The following is a 17,662-nucleotide window of genomic DNA, read 5'->3' as shown; positions in this document are numbered from 1 at the left end:
CTTCGTGCCATTGACTATTAGCTCCGGGTAAGTCTTCAAAAAAATAAGTTATTTAAGAATAAATACTGATAAAGTAAGTATCTTATTTTTGAAAAATAATTGAGAATTGTCATATATTGTATTTAGCTTTCATGCATTTAAACTGTGATATTAATTTTTGCTGAAGATTGTTTACATAAGATTGATCTAGACACCTCTTGGGAATAATAATAACTAAGAAAGTTTATTAGATTTACGGAGTATCAAATAACGTCGTGAAGAAACTGCAATCATTGAAAAAGGGTGTAGTTATACCTTCGGTCGGCATGGCGATCGCATTAGGTACTACTGTTGCGTTGCATCAACCCAGCTACGCCCAAGCACAGGGATTTTATTGCGATCGCTCAACTGGTGTACCTGTAACAGTATACCAAAATTCTCAAGGCATTACTGAGCCTTGGATTAAGTGGACTTCTAATCATTTTCGATACTCTGGTTACGATCCTCTAACGCGCTGTCAAGAAGTAAGCGGAAGATTGGAAACCTATCGACGTAATAAACAGCTTAAGCTGATCACTGTCGGGAGAATGAATGGACAAAATGTGGTTTGCACCGCTAGTCAAGTCAATGGACGTTGTGAAGGTTTGATATTTACTCTCAAACGTGGTCAAGATGCAGTAAAAACACTGACTAATCTCCTGGCATGGCGTGAGGGACAAGCTGGCATACGATCGCTGAGTGAGAGTGGTGCAGCACCTTACATAGATGTGAGTGGAAGGTTAGGAGAAAACGCAGAAAGCACTACACAACCTACCACACCCACCAATACCAATGTTCAGCCGACACCATCCCAACCCAGTTCAGGACGTAGTGGAGAGTTCAACTAAATGACCCCTTGCGGGTGGTATAGAGTAACTAATTGGCTGCGACTGGGACTAATGGGCAGTTTAGCGATCGCTCCATTCTATCTTTTTGATGGGTGCAATGCTATTGCCCAAACAGTCCCTACCTACTTAACAGCCCAAACCGAGATGGGGAATATGCAACGATTGGCACAACAAACTACCGTGCGAATCCTCACTCCCAATGCTTCTGGTTCTGGTGTGATTGTCCAGCGTCAAGGACAAACTTATACAGTTCTGACTAGCTGGCACGTTGTCGCTTTCAGTGACCAACATACAATCATGACACCAGATGGTCGGAGTTATACTCCCGTATCGCGCCAACTTAAACAACTGGGTAATACTGATTTAGCTATTACTCAGTTTCGTAGCAATTCCTCCTACCAAGTGGCAAGTATCAGTAATCAACCTGTATTAATAGGAGAACTTGTATTTGCGGCTGGTTTTCCCATGTATCAGGAACAGAGTTTAGCCACAACTTTTGATCAAGGCATCAGGGAATTTAGATTCACCCGTGGTGAGGTGTCAGTACTACCACCAAAATCCCTCGCTCAAGGTTATCGCTTAGGTTACACCAATGATATTGCTGTAGGCATGAGTGGCGGACCAATTTTTAATGCCAAGGGTTTGCTAATTGGGATTAATGGCAGGGTAAAAAACCGTGATCCAGATTTTGGCGTGTATGCCTTTGAAGATGGCACAGAACCATCACCGGGATTGTTAGCGCAAATAGTTAATTCTAGTTTGGGAATTCCCATTAGTAGCTATTTACAGTTTCAGAATTTACCCCAATCCCAGCAACCTGTTTTATCACCAGAAACAACGGAAAATAATATCCAGTTAAATCCTCCCGTTCCTATCCTACGGAAACCGGAAAGTACAGCCTCTCCAGTTATCTTGCCAAAACAATCAGTAGGGGAAGTTAGGTCTACTTTATCGGAGTAGTTTCTAGTCTGACTTGTATAAAATGTAGTTTTCAGTTTAAAGGAGTTGTTTATGAGTTTTGGTTTTTCTCGGTTTAATTCTCTTCCTGGTTTTATCACAGGGACAGCAGTAGTAGCAGCAATAGTAATTAGTCAACCGGTATCTGCTAAAACTGCTAAAGAAGTTGCTCAAATTGCCGTGCCAACAACAGTAAGAATTGACAGTTCCGCAGGTACAAATGCGGGTGGTTCTGGGGTAATAATCGCCAAAAATGGTAATACTTATACTGTGTTAACTGCTAATCATGTAGTTGCCAGCCAAGCCCAAGAATACAACATTTATACCAGCAAAAAGAAAACTTATGCTGTTACTTCAGTGCAGAATTTACAGAAAACTGAAACCAGTCCAGATTTAGCAATAGTTAAATTTGAAAGTTCAGAAGAATATTCTGTTGCACCAATTAGCAATTCTGATGAAGCAGGAATTGGTACAGGTGTTTATATTTCTGGTTATCCGATGTCTATTGAAGACAACAATCAACGGGAATATGAATTTACAAGAGGACAAGTTACCAGCCGTCCTGATAGCAAAGCTCAAGGATATACCATGCGTTATGATGCTGTAACTCGCAGAGGTATGAGTGGTGGTCCAGTGTTTGATGTGAGTGGTCGTGTGATAGGAATTCACGGACAGGGAGACCGTGACGGGGTAGTGAAAAATGAGTCTGCTTCTGGTGGACAAACAGAAATTAAAACTGGTTTTAACGCAGCAATCCCTATTAATACTTTCAAAGAACTAATTTCTCAAGCTGGAGTTAAGGTTGCTTTCAAAGAAGATAATTCTGAAGTTGCCAATGTGGAAGCGACTCAACCAACAAAGGCTGATGTGAAAAGCTGGGAACAGGAATTTGGCACTGCAATAATTAACAATATTATCAACCGATTTATTCCTCGTTTATTTTAGGTTTTAGGGGCAATTGCATTTCTTTTTTTAGGTGTAATTGCCTTCCCATAATTTCTTCTCTATTCTATCTAAATGTTGAAGTGTTTGAGATAGTTTAAAATATCCTCAAAGTGACACCGCAGGTCTAGCCCTATTAATTATCAAAATACAGGAGACAAGTCATGACTCAAACACTCCCAGCCTCAAAGCTCAGTTTATATGATGTCAAAACTAAGTTTCATTTACAACAAATTGAAAGCGATACATTATTTGCGGAGTTATTACAGTCGGCTCCTCCACTAAATGAATTTGAAAAGCAAATATTAGATCGCACTAGACAACAATACCTTTATCTTGCTGATCGTCCGCTTTTAGAAGTAACAGTGAAGATGGTTACTTTATCGCCATTGCTGTCTTTAGCAGGTTTCTATGATCCGCCATTTTACACAACTCTAGAAGAATCAGTCGAGGTTGTATCTCAGGATGGTTCGGAAACAGTGCGGGGACAAATCGATGTTCTTGTCTTACAAAATACCATCTGGGTTGTTGTCATTGAAGCAAAAAGTATTCAGTATGACGTGATGGTTGCTTTGCCACAGGCTCTGACTTATATGATAGCAAGCCCTAATCAAAAGTCCAAAGAATTATTTGGGATGATTAGCAATGGACGTGAGTTTCGCTTTATTAAACTGACTCAAGAACCATCTCCTACATATACTTTATCTAAAATTTTCTCTCTTTCTGAAACAGAAAATCAATTATACGAAGTTCTACAAATTTTAAAGTCTCTTGGTCAATTAACAATTTCTAGTTAGAGAGTAAATGAATATTTATTTGAGTTGGATTGTGTCAAATACTAACTGAGGAGATATTTATGCGTCGGGTGCGTCTTTTTGCTTTAGGAGTTGTTAGTTTTATTGTTTCCCTAATTCCTGCTTTTTTTATTTCAGGTACATGGTTGAATAGAGCGATCGCTACTGCTACGTGTACGGTTTTCAGCTTCAATTCGGCAATGTGTACGGTAGATTTAGGGCGATCGTCTGAGCGAGTAGTTGCAGCAACTCCCCCGGCTATAGAAAAGACAATTTTTGATGGTTTGGGGGATTTGTTGGTACAGCGAGATCCAAATGAATTTGGTGATGATCAACCAGCAACTTCGCCACCTGTAAATAATCCACAAGCACCACAATCATCTAGCAATGGAGAGGAAAATCCTTTTGCTTCTTCAAATGTATCTAAATGCACCTGTTGGGTTAAATAAGAAAAAGCATCAGGCAACGTGTGGGAATGTCGTGCATTTAACGTTCATAACGATAATAATTGGTTTTACTTTTGGCCTCATGGTGGCGATCCATTTTCTGGTATGCCAGAAGGTCTCAGAGGCATTCCTAACGAGCCAATAGCACATTACGGTTTTCAGTGCAAAGTTACTGACGGAAGAACAGAGCAAGAAGAAGGAAAATTATAGCTTCAATTTCTGCCTTGATTTCAGTTAAAGGTATCATCTTCCCAAATTTCTTTACTTGTCTTTCTAATTTTTAAATGCTGTGAGGTAAACCATGCGTCGGATTCGTCTTTTTGTTCTGGGAATTTCTAGTTTTCTTGTTTCCCTAATTGCTGCTTTTTTGTCTCCAGGTACTTGGTTGAATAGAGCGATCGCTACTGCTATGTGTACGGTTTTTAGCTTCAATTCGACAATGTGTACGGTAGATTTAGCGCGATCGTCCCAGCGAGTGGTTGCAGCAACTCCCCCGGCTGTGGAAAGGACGATTTTTGATGGTTTGGGGGATTTGTTGGTACAGCGTTCCAGGGAATTTGATGATGAGCCAAGTACACCACCAGTAACTAATCCACAAGCACCATCATTTCCGCAAGATCCTGGACCTAATACTCCTCTCCGTCGTCCCGATTTTGATGATAGTGATACTGAAAGAGTTAACCCAGTTTCAACGCCATTAAATCCAAATCGTAAAGTTCAAACTCCAGCGATTACAGAAGATGCAAATATTCCATGCGTATCACCAGTGATGACTACTAATAACGTTGAACCTGGCAAACAAGTTATTATTAAAGGAATTCCCCAAAATTTTGTCAAGCTATCTGTCGCATTCCAAGCAGAAGGTAGCGAACAAATCTCACCATCAATTGCTACAAGACTTTCTAATGATGATGTTTCAGTATTTGTACCTTTACATCCAAGCAGAGGTGCTTTAGGTGGAAACACAACAATTTTTATATTTAGCAATAATAACGTTTGCCCAAAAGTAAATTTTACTATTGCCGCTCTTACACCTTCTCCAGGTACAACTAAGTCATTATTCTTAAAACAGCAACAAATCCTAGATAAAATAGCCGGAATTTTTGGGATAAGTCGTAATGATTTGATTAATGCAAAAAATCTGCCCCAAGAATTAATACCATTAGCTGCTGCTCAATTTGTATTGGATCATCCAAGGAATCCCAACTCTTTCAAAGCTATACTTTCTGGTACTTCTCCACTTTTGAAAGGTCAATCACCTGACGTTTCAATTTTGGACGGCATTATTGCTAATAGCAATATGATTTCATATTTAGATTCCTGGAATAATAGATTTATACCATCTAATTCAAAGCAAAATGAAATATATGCTGCGACTTATATATCTAAAATATTAGATATAAAACAAAAAAGAATATCTACAAATACTAAATCTGAGCAAAAAATATCTTTTAGTTTAATAAAACCTTTACAAGATATTGCTAAAACACGAGAAGGACTCAGTACGCTTTGCCGTGCATATGACTACGCAGATATTGCACAACACAACCCTGTGTATAGTTATCTTAAGCTGGCATTGAATCTATTCCTGACAGGATTAAGTCTGACTGGAGCAGGCGCTGTTCCAGCACTTGCAGGATCTATCACCATGTTTGTGATTGACAAAGCAACAAAGGCTTCAGAATTTATTTTGCCTTTTAATGTAACTTTACAATTTCAAGTAACAGAACATAATCTGGACACGCAAAACAAAAAAAAAGGAGAATGGAGTGATGTAATCCTCACTAATATTAAAAGTAAAGGAGGTAGTTTCGATATTGCTGATATGATTGATTTAATCTTAACTGCAATGGATATTAAAGGTTATGCTAAAGAACTACGAGAGAGTAGAGAAAATATAGCTAGGTTAGAAAAAAGTGTTGAAAGCAGTAAAGAATTGCTTGACAATGCTAGAGAGAATTATTTTAAGTCAATGCAGAATAAACAAACTGCTATAACTAATCAAAGAACTGGATTGACTACTGAAAAAATCTATGATTCTAGTGTTAAGGAAGCGGAAAGCAATTTACAAAAAGCAACCAATCAGTTTCAAAGAGATAGATCAGCACTTAATAAGGCAAGGATAAAGCAAATTGAACCGGGGAAAGAAGACTATTTGAGTAAATTCACATCTGTAATTAATGAGCTTAGAAGCTTTATAAAAACGTTATTTGAAGATGCTAGTAACCATGTTAAAAATTTCGCAGACACAGAAGTTATACCTATTAAGCCTGTGGAATATGGAAATGTAACTCTTTATAAAAAGCCATCTGATACCCAAAAATTTATCTCGGCTAAAGTCGAAAGTTCCGTAATCAGTTTGGCTAATGAAAATATATATCAAGCAGTACAATCAGGTAGTGCTAATTTAGTTATTTCTTCCAATTTAGGTAGCAATTCAGCTTGTTTAGCTTCTGCTTCTCAAGAAATTACAGTTAATGATAAAAAGCCCATTCCTAAACCTGGCAAGGGAAAAACAGGAAGTAGCTATGGTGATCCGCATATTGTGACATTTGATGGCTATCGTTATAGCTTCCAAACAGTTGGTGAATTTACACTCGTAAAATCCACTGATGGAAGTTTTGAAGTACAAGTACGACAAAGCCCCGTTTTAAGATCGCAACTTTCACTTAACTCGGCAGTAGCAATAAAATCAGGTAATAGCCGCCTTGCTATCTATGGACAGAGTTTACCCGATAGCGATACCAGTACACCGATTAGAGTTGATGGTAAACCCTTTGCTGCACAGGGTGGCACATTACCAAATGGCACGATCATTGCTGAACAGGGACAAGGTAGCTATGTTATTCAACTACCCACAGGAGAAATCATTTCAGTTAGAAGAACTCAGCGCAATAACCTGTCTTATATGGATGTGAATCCTTCAGTTCCAGATGTTGTAGGCAAGTATGTTGGCTTATTGGGTAACTCTAATGGCAACCCTGGGGATGACTTGCAAACACGCAGTGGTAAAGTCATTGAAACTAAATCCACTTATGGTCAAATCGCTCAAACTGCTAACAGCTTCATTCCTGGTTTAAGTCGCGTTGCCGGATTGGTTAGTAAAGTCGAAAATATCGTCTTTGATCAGCTATACAAAGAATTTGGGAATAGTTGGCGGATTAGTCAAGCAGATTCATTGTTTGATTACAAAGCAGGGCAAAATACCGACACCTTTAGCGATCGCGGTTTCCCATCCAGCTACAAAACACTGGCGATGCTTTCTTCTGCCCAAATACAAACAGCGACAAATGCCTGTCAACAAGCTGGAGTCAGTCCCGAACAATTGGAGGGTTGTATTTTTGATGTCGGCTTTACAGGTGATACAGGATTTGCCCAAACAACTGCTGAAGCACTCAATATCGTCAATCAAATCAAACAAATAATTCCTGGAGGTTTACCGATTCCCACTCGAATTCCCGTACCAGTTAAAATTCCGGGCTTGCCTTTTTAGAAATACCAAAAAAGCGATCGCTTGAATTTATGTGATATCAATGGAAGCGATCGCTTATGGAGTTTATATTGATTGAACGATATCTGTTGTTATAGTCTTGATAGGAGCAGGTTTAAGTAAACTCCATGAAGCCAATTCGTTTTACCAAACACGCTTTAGCACAATGTATAGAGCGTGGTACAAATGAGCTAGAAGTCACAGAAGCAATTCTTAATGGTAATCAAAAACCTGCCAAGCAAGGCAGACTTGAATATCGTTACGACTTTCAGTTTAATGGAGAATGGCAAGGTCGCTCCTATGCCATTAAACGAGTTTCGCCCATTATTGCCGAAAACGAGACTGAAATTGTAGTGATTACTGTGTATACATTTTATTTCTGAGGAAAGGGACACTATGAAAATTACTTATGATCAGGAAACCGACTCACTCTATATTCGCTTAATTGATGGCTCTCATGAATGTCGTACCTTGCGATTAAGTGAAGAAATTGCACTCAATATTGGTGCAGATGAAGTTTTAGTTGGTATAGAAATTCTTGATGCAAAAGACGTACTTGGTTCGGGTCAATTACCACAAATTTTTCTAGAAAATATCCCATTCCAAATTGTATCAACGGCAGCTTAAAATAATAGAAAATATCGCATTATGCTGTAAGAGCAAAGCATTCGCACCACAAAATATGGAATAGACCGATAATTTATATCTGCGAATGCTTCTACAAATGGCACAATTAAAATGGTATTGATTTAGCGATCGCTATTTCCCCTACTTTCAATCAAGCGATACCTGCGGCGAGTAAAGCGATCGCTGTTGAATTTTGCTAAACTAGGACTGGCTTAGGCGTGAAAGGAGAACGATAAAAATGACCTCTTTAGAAATAGCGATCGCTAAAATAAAACAATTACCTCGTGAACAGCGAAACGAAGTTATTAAGTTTATTGAGTTTTTAGAATTCAAAATAGACAACATTAGTCATATCCAAGAACAGATAGAACCAGAGGATAAAAAAATTTCTTTTACTGAAGCAGCACAAGAGTTTATCGGTTGTTTAGACAGTAATATAGAAGATTTATCCTATAATTCTGGATATATGGAAGGCTTCGGTAAATAATGCGAAAGGGCATCATTATCGATACAGGAGTTTTGGTAGCTTTCCTGATGCCTAATGATAAATTTCATCAGTGGGCTATCTCTTCATTAACAAATATTCAGTATCCTCTATTAACCTGTGAAGCCGTTCTCACTGAAGTTTGCTTTTTGCTACAAAGAGTCCATGCAGGGCGTGAAAAAACTTTGCAATTAGTTAAACAGGGATATATTGAAATTCCTTTTCGCTTGAGTGATGAAATTGAATGTTCCTTGAACTTGTCCATTACCACTACTGGAAAATAAATTAGAAATTGGTGCTGTATCCCCATCTTCAGCTAAACGTTCCAAACTACTGGAAGCTGATTCATTGAGGTTGAAAATATCAAAGTTGCCATCATGAAAACCAACCCATAAAGGAGTGACAACTACATTAAGTTTTGTAACTGAGATTTTACTAATCAGAATAGATGAATGAAAAGGGTATGTTATACTAAAAACGGGTTAAAAGTGTCATTCTGAACGAAGTGTTCGCGTAGCGTGCCGTAGGCTCTAGAATCTCCGAGATACTTCCCTGCACTACGTTACGGTCAGTATGACATAAGTCCAAGTTTGACCCGTTTACAGTATACGCTGTCATAACACACCCCACAGATTGATATTTTTTTTAATTGGAAGTTTTTTAAACCCTCTAAAAAATGAGTTAAATAAGCAATCCAGGGGGAATAAGTACTGTATCAATTAAGTGAATGTAGCCGTTTTTGGCTTTCAAGTCTGACTTCTTGAATTTTGCTTTACCTATTTCTAATTTACCTTTTTTATATTTAATTTCAACTACTTTACCTTGATAGGTTTTGAATTTACCTGGCTTGATTTTTTTGTAATCAACTGTGCCAGAAAGAATGTGGTAAGCTAAAACTTGCTGTAATATTGCTCTATTTTTCGGTAAGAATAGTTTATTGCGAGTGGCAACTGGTAAAGCGGCGAAAGCAGCATCTGAGGGGATAAACATGGTATATGATGATCTGGTGCTAGAAAAAGTGTTTTCCCAGCCAGCAGACCTGATAGCATTGGCAAAAGTGCTACAACCACAAGAACTGGTGTTAGCAACTTGTATAAGTGTATTGGAAGTAGTTGTAACTGTAGTTACACTCTGTATATGTCCTGAATTTTTGTGTTTTTCTTTCTTAGCCCAAGAGGGAGAACTAACTAGTACACTAGCTAGAGCGATCGCAATACCGACTGTTTTTACAAGCAAACGTGAAGATGCTTTCATTGTTATATAAATTCCTTAACAAAATTCATGTCCACGTAAATTGACGGGATGACAACCTGTTAGGTTTCCCAATTTGTTAAAAAATCTCTAAAATTTTATACCCTTAAATTAAGTAATTGCACGAATATCTCATAGTTTAGATATCTTTGTCAAGCTAATCGTTTAAACTTCCAACATTTCTAGTAGTTGTGCTTCACTTAACTGAGTAATTCCTAGGGTTTGGGCTTTGTCTAACTTAGAACCTGCATCTTCACCCACAACTAAAAAGTCTGTTTTTTTACTGACTGAATCTGTGACTTTACCGCCAGCTTTTTGAATTAGTGCTTTTGCTTCATCGCGCTTTAAGGTTGGTAAAGTGCCTGTAACCACAAAGATTTTACCAGCAAACTTTTCATTCATCTCACCTGCTGGTTTCGGTTCTTCGGTGGAAACGAATTGCAACCCGATTGCTTGCAGACGGGAAATTAAACTTTGATTAGCATCACTTTGAAACCATTGATAAACGGATTGTGCTATTTCTGCACCGATACCATAAACACCTTCAATATCTGATTGTCGTGCTGCTGCTAACTGTTCAACACTGGTAAATTTCTCTGTTAATAATTGGGCGTTGACACTACCAACGTGACGAATGCCTAAACCATATAATACCCTTGACCAAGGTTTATTTTTTGATTGTGCGATCGCATTCACTAATTTTTCTGCGGACTTCTGCCCCATTCGTTCCAATGCACATAGTTTTTCCGGTGTCAAGTCATATAAATCAGCAACGGAATGCACCAACTCTTTATCTACCAGTTGATGCACTAACTTTTCACCGACACCTTTAATATCCAAAGCATCACGACTTACCCAATGTTCAATTTCACCTTTGAGAATTGCGGGACAGGAAGCATTTACACATCTTGTCACCGCTTCCCCTGATTCTCGCACCACTGGTTGACTACAGACGGGACACTCGCTAGGCATAATAAAAGGTTGAGTATCAGCGGGACGCAATTCTTTTATTACCCGCACCACTTCCGGGATAATTTCCCCAGCTTTGCGGACAATGACAGTATCTCCAATGCGGATATCTAATTGGGCAATGCGATCGCTATTATGTAGAGTAGCCCTAGAAACAGTAGTCCCTGCTAATTGTACAGGCAACATTTCCGCTAAAGGAGTCAATGCGCCGGTTCTGCCTACATTCACTGTAATCCTTTCCACACGGGTTGGAGCTTCCTCTGCTGCATACTTAAGTGCGATCGCCCAACGGGGGCATTTCTGCGTGAAACCCAACTGTTCTTGCAATCTAAAAGAATTCAGCTTTACCACCACCCCATCAGTCATATAAGCTGAATTCAGCCGTTCTGTATCCCAATATTCATAATATTCAGCAACTTCCCCTAAGGAATTGCACAGCTTATGGTGGGAATCAACCCGAAACCCCATTTTTTGCAACAACTCCAAAGCTTCCCATTGGGTATTAGCAATACTAGAGTCATCCAGCCCCGTAATGTGTAGCGTATAAGCAAAGAAATCTAACTGTCGCTGTGCCACAATCCGGGGATCTAACTGTCTAAGTGTACCAGCAGCAGCATTGCGAGGATTAGCAAATACCTGTTCACCGGCTTTTTGTCTTTTCTCATTAATTTGTTTAAATACATCTATAGGTAAAAACACCTCACCCCGCACTTCCACCTTGTCAATATTTTCTAAGCCGTCAAAATTCAAACGTAGAGGAATCGAGCGAATAGTCCGCACATTTTGGGTAATATCTTCACCCATCACCCCATCACCCCTACTCACACCCCTAGTTAAAACACCATTTTCATAAGTTAACGCCAAAGCAGCACCATCAATTTTCAATTCCGCCACATATTCTATATCCCCCGGAGAATACTGAGGGGGTAAGTGTCTTCGCCAACGCTGTTCCCAGCTTTGTAACTCCTCCACATTAAAAGCATTTTCTAAACTATATAAAGGGATATTATGCCGGACTGAAGTAAAATGAGTTGCAGGTCGCTCACCCACCCGTTGAGTCGGACTATCAGGAGTGATTAATTCTGGATACTGAGTTTCTAATTCTTGTAATTCCCGATAAAACCGATCATAAACAGTATCCTCCATGATTGGTGCATCTAGGACATAGTAAGCATAACTAGCTTGTTGTAATAACCGCCGAATTTCTTCTATGCGCTTGATCTCAGATTCACTTGGCATCATAAAATTTATAAGATAATACTTTAGAAAATAGAATTTCAAAGACTATAGGAATCACGCACTGATAGAATCTAGCACATATTGAGTATGCCTTTAAATCTCTCATCTTGTAGGGTGCGTCAGACTCAAAAATTTGGCACAAATTAACAGACTTTATACATCTGACACACCTAGCTAAATTATGTTACTCCCTTCCCAGTGTAGAATTAGCTATTTTCTTCTTTCGCGTTCTTTGGCGCATATTTTCGGTATGTCTACGGCACGCTACGCGAATATTTAAACCTCATCCATTTTGAAATCTGGAGTTTTGAATGATTGGTTTGTGTCATTGCGACGTAAGGAAGCAATCGCAAATCTCAAGTTAGACGAGGTTTAATCTGTTGATTTATGATCCCAGTCTTCAACTTCATATAAAAATCTGGTTTTACCAATCAACTTACGATTAGCAGAAGTACTTTGAACAAACACCACATACTTTTCGAGATTACTCGGTTTAATCCTAATTGTCGTATCCATTGGTAAACCTAACATTTCTCGTGCAGCACTACCTTGAAATAAATCACCTGTAGTCCTATCCATCAAGATAATTTCTTTAGTCGCTTGGATAGTTTCTGTTTTCGTGAATTCATAGAAGCCACGCCCTACTTTAAATGTTAACCCATTTTCTAGCACAAACGCCTTAATAGAAATATCTAAATCAACCTCTAAAACTTGGAATCTTCCAGGAACAACCGCTCTTAAATCAGTTGATTCATAATAAGATGTTCCTTCTCGTTTCATCATGGTGTCAAATATTTTATTTAACCCACGATTCATCCTTCCTTGGTTAATTACTTCTTGTTCATAAGCTTGTAACTGTTCATCGGATGACTGCTGATAGCAAACTGCTAAAAACAAGTCAGTAATATAAGAAAATTGGTCTAAATTAATATGAAAACCACCAGACTTTTCAGCTAATTCTTGATAAAAAGGTGTAGCATGATGGCGATTAAGTGCTTGCACTCCATAAACTGAAATTCCCAACTCTGCTAACTTATCTACCTCTTTACGCCAATTTAACTTTTGGGGATTGTGTGCTGGTGCATGGGGAATATCATCACCAATCAAAACTAGAGATTTAGATGCTGATTTTGACCAAGATAGAGATTGGGATTCATGTAATACTAACTCATAACATTCCGGTGCATCTCCCCCACCAGTTGGTTCTACATTTTGGACAAAATCACAAATTTTATCGACATCACCAGAAAGGTTAAAGGTTTTAGTCACATAGGTTGAACCTGCGTCACAATAATCCCCGTGAGCGATAATGCCAATCTTAATTAGAGGTAATTCATCCATCAGTCTAGTGACGGTATTTTTAATTTTTCTTCGTACCTGAGTTAGACAAGGATACATACTACCTGTCGTATCAAAGCTAAAAACAACTTCTATATTGTTGTTTGTCATAGCTATAACCTAAATCTCACTTATCTAGAATGTATCTTTATTTTAAATACTTATTCAATGTGAAAAACATTACTTTAAAATATTGTAATATTTAGGGCATTTGAAAATAAATAACTATGTAAAAATACGGTAAAGTTCTATCGACTCGTACCCATAAATATATTTTTGGTTGTTGCGGTACTATCTTTATAATGTAAATCTCATAACATAAACTTATTATGGAACCAGATTCGTTACCAACTGAGGTGATTTTGACAAACCCACGTCAGTCTCTCGGTATATTAAAACTTGATTGGACACCCCAACCGGGTAATTATCTTGATCTTGAAGGTAAAACCTATGCAGTTTTAGAGCGTCGTCATAGATATCAATTAAAATTAGGACGCTACCGCTTGCATAATGTGGCTATTTATGTGCAGTCTGCAAAACGACCAGATGAAAAAACCTTGGTTGGGGGACGTTGGGTAATTGGGGATGCTACCTGCAACTACAATGCTCGTTCAGAAATCCTTCGTTGTGCAGTCAACCCAGAAGGCCCTTGTAAATCCTGCCGTTTCTATGAAAATCAGGTGATATACTAAAAACGGTTGAAAAGTGTCATTCTGTAGCTTGCTTCCCGTAGGGTACGAAGTGTGCCACGTCGTGGAGCTTTGCTAACGCGTAGCGTGCCGTAGGCTCTAGAATCTCCGAGATACTTCCCTGCACTACGTTACGGTCAGTATGACATAAGTCCAAGTTTGACTCGTTTGCAGTATAGGTGATAGGTGACTGGATACTGGGGAGATGAAGAGGTTAATTACGAATTACCTATCACTTCTCCCAAAGTTAAACGGGTACCATTGACAAAGTCCCATCCTGATTGGGGACGTTTACCGGTTAGCTGAACTTCTCTCAACAGCAACAAACCTTCCCCAGTTTGTACAATTGCTCCTAAGCCTTTGATGATACTGACGACTTCTCCTGGTTGCCCTGAAATAGTTGACAAATCAGATATTTTGTGTATTTTTTCTTTTAATGGCTCTGGTAACTCGTGAATATAAGCAGAATTTAGAGGAACAACCGCAGTTATTTTCAGTGGTTGATTGCGAAAAGTCGTCAGACAGTTGGGGTAAAAACCTCTAATTTGGTTGTGCAATTGAATAGCTGTCTTTGACCAGTCCAAATTATAATCTTGTTTTTGAATCAAAGATGCATAAGTAGCCGCAGAATTATCTTGGGGAATTGGTTCAATTTCTTGATGTTCCAGCTTGAATAGGGTTTCTATTAATAAATCTGCACCCATTATCGCTAACTTATCAGCTAAATTTTGGGCATTATCTAGTAATTCAACAGGTGCAGTAGCTTTTAGCAGCATATCACCCGTATCCATGCCTATATCCATTAACATAGTTGTAATCCCAGTTTCTTGCTCACCGTTACATAGACACCACTGAATGGGAGCCGCACCACGATATTGGGGTAAAATTGAACCATGCACATTAATGCAACCCAATTTTGGCATATTTAAGATTTTCTTAGACAAAATTTGCCCATAAGCAATCACGACAAACACATCTGCGTCTAATTGTTTTAGTTGGGTTAAAGTTTCAATATCTTTTTTAATTCTCTCAGGTTGCCACACGGGGAGGTTGTGGGCAATAGCAAGTGATTTGACTGGTGAGGGTGTGAGTTTATTCCCCCTTTCTCGACGTTTATCAGGTTGGGTGACAACTGCTAAAATTTGCACATCTGGGTGAGCTAGTAGTTTCTCTAGCGTGGGGACAGCAAATTCGGGAGTACCAAAAAATACGATTTTCATTATTTATTAGCTATTAGTTATTAGTCAATATTAGGTGCGTCATGAATCACTGACAACTGACTGCCCACAACTCACTAAATTACGATAATGATGGAAAAGACGCAAAGCAATTTTGCTAGGAGGGCATTCAAGTTTAGTGATTTAGTGGTAAAGTGTTAGTTATTGGTGCAAAGAAAACTTCCTTAATGAATGAAAATGTCTTGGCAAGCACGGCAGCGATGATCAATGATTGTATTTGCTGTTATGCAGGCATAAATATTTGGTTATGTCTTGTAGCTAGACAGTTAAGCATCTACTAAACCCACTTATTTGGTAGGGTAGTAATTTGGTAGTTTACTAAAATCAGCTTCTTTCTATTTGTGTGATGGTACTCACACGCAAAGCGATCGCAATAGATATATTATTGATTTGCGAACAGGTTTATAGAGTTGGACAGATAAAGATGAGGATTTTGGTAATTCTTGCCGGAAAGTAGAAGATTTTTTGATTACTCAATTGCTTTCATACGCATTAGCTTTACTTTTAACAGGATTAGTACTGTTACAAAAGTTTCTAAGTAGGTAGTTTTTTAGATGGCATGGACTAGCTCTTGCTACAACTGTTCGTAAAAGCTTACCTTAATTTTAGTCACTAGTACAGGTTGGCGAAAATAACTATCCAGTGAAAAAAGTTTAAAAGCTGATCCAGCGTCCTTTTTAATCCACTAGGTTTATCTATGGGGTTACTCAGGACTACTGAACTATATAGTAGTCTTCCTTAAGTAAGGGTATGACTTGGGTATATAGTTTACGCAAAACTCATTGTATCTATCAACACGGTAATTCATTGTTACTGGTCTGACTGCCCGGAAATATTACAGAATTTAAAGATTGTAAAGATGTGGACAATGATACTAAAACTTTTGTAAAGTGATGCAAAATTTGACGAGATTATCTCGTTAGAGCTTCTACTTTGTTGTTATACATAATTAATCATAGCTTTTGCCCTTCCTGTATAGACATTGCTCCTCGAAATAGCCACCCCCCCTTAGAGAGTCCACTCATGTTGAAATCCCTTTTGCTGTCAGGATGGTTCCGCGTACAACCATTTATTAGATACGTTGTTGTTGTTATAGTAATTACTCCCCTCTTAGGTGTATCTATTCACTCTACCTTGGCAAAACAATCACAATTAAAGGTAGCCAAAATTGGTGTAGAAGTTGAGAAATATGATTCAAAATCGCCAAAAAGTGCTATTTCAGGGGAATCTAATTTAAAAATAGGTCAGTTAAACTCATTGAATGGACAATTGGGGACTGTTGTGCCATTAAATACGCCTATTAGTGGAGAGAGGCAAGTATTACTGGCAGATAAAATGGATTCGGGGGTAAAAAAAGAGAATTATCAGTCTAGGGGTGATACAAGTGTTCCTGTGACAGCAAGTAAACAGATACCTGTAGAAAAGATACCTGTTAGTCAAACTGATTTAGTACAAAAATTAAAAGAAGCTAAAATAGCGGCGTTGGAAGGTGAAGTTAATCCTGAGATCAGCAAGAGATCGGCAACAGAACAATTAGCAACGGTTAACAGTTCACCAGGTGTTAGAGACTCATCAATGCGGGAAATACCCATAGATAGTCCCCCACATCAGTCTGATGGATTACCAGATGATCCGATGGGCAGTCCTCATCCTATCCCCTGGAAATGGATCATGATGACTCAGGAAGCTATTGGTGGCAAAGGAAATTCTGGAGTACGGCACTATCGCAGCATACCGGTGGTTTCTCCAGATGGTAGATATGCTGTTTATAGCCGGGTACAGCTAGAAGTGAAACCGGAAATGTACAATAGCCGAGTCACTAGTTTGTTGTTTATAGAAGATAGACAAACTAAGAAATTAAAGGTGATAGCTAAAACATCTGGGACTAGCGACCCGCTATTACAACGGACTGTTGATACAGAAGCAACTGATACAGCAGGGAAAATGGGGGTGTTAGTTCCAGTTAGCTGGTCACAAAAAGGCGATCGCTTTTTAGCCCGCAAGTTTATAGGCATATTCAATACAGCAGATGTTACAGATCATGCAGTAATTTGGGATCAGCAACAAAATCATACCAAAACAGTTGCTCCTCCCCAGGAGACAAATGAGCATGAAAAAATAGCAATCTTGTTAGGTTGGAGTAAACAACAACCGGATCATGCACTGTTCCGTGCAGGTGAAATAGGGGAAGAAAATTGGCCTTTGGTGCAAGTTGCTAGTGATGGTAAAAGTACAAACGTCTCCACAGATGGGGATCAGCCTGTGACTTTTGGTGTAGGTGATAGACAAGTTTGGGCAGAACCCCAAGTAGCCTCAAGATAATAGGTTTTCA

The 17,662-nt window shown here is 38.7% G+C and carries 18 protein-coding genes; 13 read left to right on the top strand and 5 right to left on the bottom strand.

Annotated features, from left to right (window positions below; genetic code table 11):
- Positions 1-254: 254 nt before the first annotated feature.
- From VB713_RS16560 to VB713_RS16510, 11 genes are all read left to right on the top strand, one after another.
- Positions 255-866 carry a COP23 domain-containing protein gene (locus VB713_RS16560; protein ID WP_323312608.1) on the top strand — a complete coding sequence of 204 codons (612 nt, stop codon included), beginning with the start codon at positions 255-257 and terminating at the stop codon, positions 864-866.
- Positions 867-1,826 (top strand): serine protease, encoded by a 960-nt coding sequence (locus VB713_RS16555; protein ID WP_323312607.1) that lies wholly within the window; start codon positions 867-869, stop codon positions 1,824-1,826. It abuts the gene before it with no gap.
- A gap of 51 nt (positions 1,827-1,877) precedes the next feature.
- Positions 1,878-2,768, top strand: coding sequence for a serine protease (locus tag VB713_RS16550; RefSeq protein ID WP_323312606.1), 891 nt, complete (start codon positions 1,878-1,880; stop codon positions 2,766-2,768).
- A 161-nt stretch (positions 2,769-2,929) separates the two neighbouring features.
- Entirely contained in the window at positions 2,930-3,562 is a 633-nt protein-coding gene (locus tag VB713_RS16545; protein WP_323312605.1) for a type I restriction enzyme HsdR N-terminal domain-containing protein, read from the top strand.
- Between the two features lie 59 nt (positions 3,563-3,621).
- Entirely contained in the window at positions 3,622-4,008 is a 387-nt protein-coding gene (locus VB713_RS16540; RefSeq protein ID WP_323312604.1) for a hypothetical protein, read from the top strand.
- An 18-nt stretch (positions 4,009-4,026) separates the two neighbouring features.
- Positions 4,027-4,215 (top strand): hypothetical protein, encoded by a 189-nt coding sequence (locus VB713_RS16535; protein ID WP_323312603.1) that lies wholly within the window; start codon positions 4,027-4,029, stop codon positions 4,213-4,215.
- 91 nt (positions 4,216-4,306) lie between these two features.
- Positions 4,307-7,498 carry a VWD domain-containing protein gene (locus VB713_RS16530; protein ID WP_323312602.1) on the top strand — a complete coding sequence of 1,064 codons (3,192 nt, stop codon included), beginning with the start codon at positions 4,307-4,309 and terminating at the stop codon, positions 7,496-7,498.
- 125 nt (positions 7,499-7,623) lie between these two features.
- Positions 7,624-7,878, top strand: coding sequence for a DUF4258 domain-containing protein (locus tag VB713_RS16525; protein WP_323312601.1), 255 nt, complete (start codon positions 7,624-7,626; stop codon positions 7,876-7,878).
- A gap of 13 nt (positions 7,879-7,891) precedes the next feature.
- Entirely contained in the window at positions 7,892-8,122 is a 231-nt protein-coding gene (locus VB713_RS16520) for a DUF2283 domain-containing protein (protein WP_323312600.1), read from the top strand.
- Between the two features lie 238 nt (positions 8,123-8,360).
- The gene (locus VB713_RS16515; protein ID WP_323312599.1) at positions 8,361-8,609 is read left to right on the top strand and encodes a hypothetical protein; all 249 of its coding nucleotides are present in this window, start codon (positions 8,361-8,363) and stop codon (positions 8,607-8,609) included.
- Entirely contained in the window at positions 8,609-8,890 is a 282-nt protein-coding gene (locus VB713_RS16510; protein WP_323312598.1) for a type II toxin-antitoxin system VapC family toxin, read from the top strand. The genes VB713_RS16515 and VB713_RS16510 overlap by 1 nt, the downstream gene beginning before the upstream one ends.
- Here the strand turns inward: VB713_RS16510 and VB713_RS16505 are convergent.
- The 4 genes from VB713_RS16505 to VB713_RS16490 form a co-directional block, all read right to left on the bottom strand.
- Complete coding sequence (locus VB713_RS16505; protein WP_323312626.1) at positions 8,798-9,037, bottom strand: spondin domain-containing protein; 240 nt, start codon at positions 9,035-9,037, stop codon at positions 8,798-8,800. The two genes, VB713_RS16510 and VB713_RS16505, sit on opposite strands and share 93 nt — an antisense overlap.
- A 250-nt stretch (positions 9,038-9,287) precedes the next feature.
- Positions 9,288-9,860 carry a fasciclin domain-containing protein gene (locus tag VB713_RS16500; RefSeq protein WP_323312597.1) on the bottom strand — a complete coding sequence of 191 codons (573 nt, stop codon included), beginning with the start codon at positions 9,858-9,860 and terminating at the stop codon, positions 9,288-9,290.
- Between the two features lie 162 nt (positions 9,861-10,022).
- Positions 10,023-12,068 (bottom strand): NAD-dependent DNA ligase LigA, encoded by a 2,046-nt coding sequence (ligA, locus tag VB713_RS16495; protein WP_323312596.1) that lies wholly within the window; start codon positions 12,066-12,068, stop codon positions 10,023-10,025.
- A 369-nt stretch (positions 12,069-12,437) separates the two neighbouring features.
- Positions 12,438-13,514 carry a vWA domain-containing protein gene (locus VB713_RS16490; RefSeq protein ID WP_323312595.1) on the bottom strand — a complete coding sequence of 359 codons (1,077 nt, stop codon included), beginning with the start codon at positions 13,512-13,514 and terminating at the stop codon, positions 12,438-12,440.
- A gap of 218 nt (positions 13,515-13,732) precedes the next feature.
- On the opposite strand from VB713_RS16490, the gene VB713_RS16485 reads away from it, so the two are divergent.
- Entirely contained in the window at positions 13,733-14,095 is a 363-nt protein-coding gene (locus VB713_RS16485) for a DUF6464 family protein (RefSeq protein WP_323312594.1), read from the top strand.
- 215 nt (positions 14,096-14,310) lie between these two features.
- Here VB713_RS16485 and fmt read toward each other — a convergent pair whose 3' ends face one another.
- Complete coding sequence (fmt, locus tag VB713_RS16480; RefSeq protein WP_323312593.1) at positions 14,311-15,312, bottom strand: methionyl-tRNA formyltransferase; 1,002 nt, start codon at positions 15,310-15,312, stop codon at positions 14,311-14,313.
- A gap of 1,041 nt (positions 15,313-16,353) precedes the next feature.
- Here fmt and VB713_RS16475 point away from each other — a divergent pair.
- Positions 16,354-17,652 carry a hypothetical protein gene (locus VB713_RS16475; protein WP_323312592.1) on the top strand — a complete coding sequence of 433 codons (1,299 nt, stop codon included), beginning with the start codon at positions 16,354-16,356 and terminating at the stop codon, positions 17,650-17,652.
- Positions 17,653-17,662: the final 10 nt, after the last annotated feature.

This window comes from Anabaena cylindrica UHCC 0172 (genome assembly GCF_034931625.1).
Taxonomy (GTDB): Bacteria; Cyanobacteriota; Cyanobacteriia; order Cyanobacteriales; family Nostocaceae; genus Anabaena; species Anabaena cylindrica_A.
This window is presented reverse-complemented; position numbering and strand designations above follow the sequence as displayed.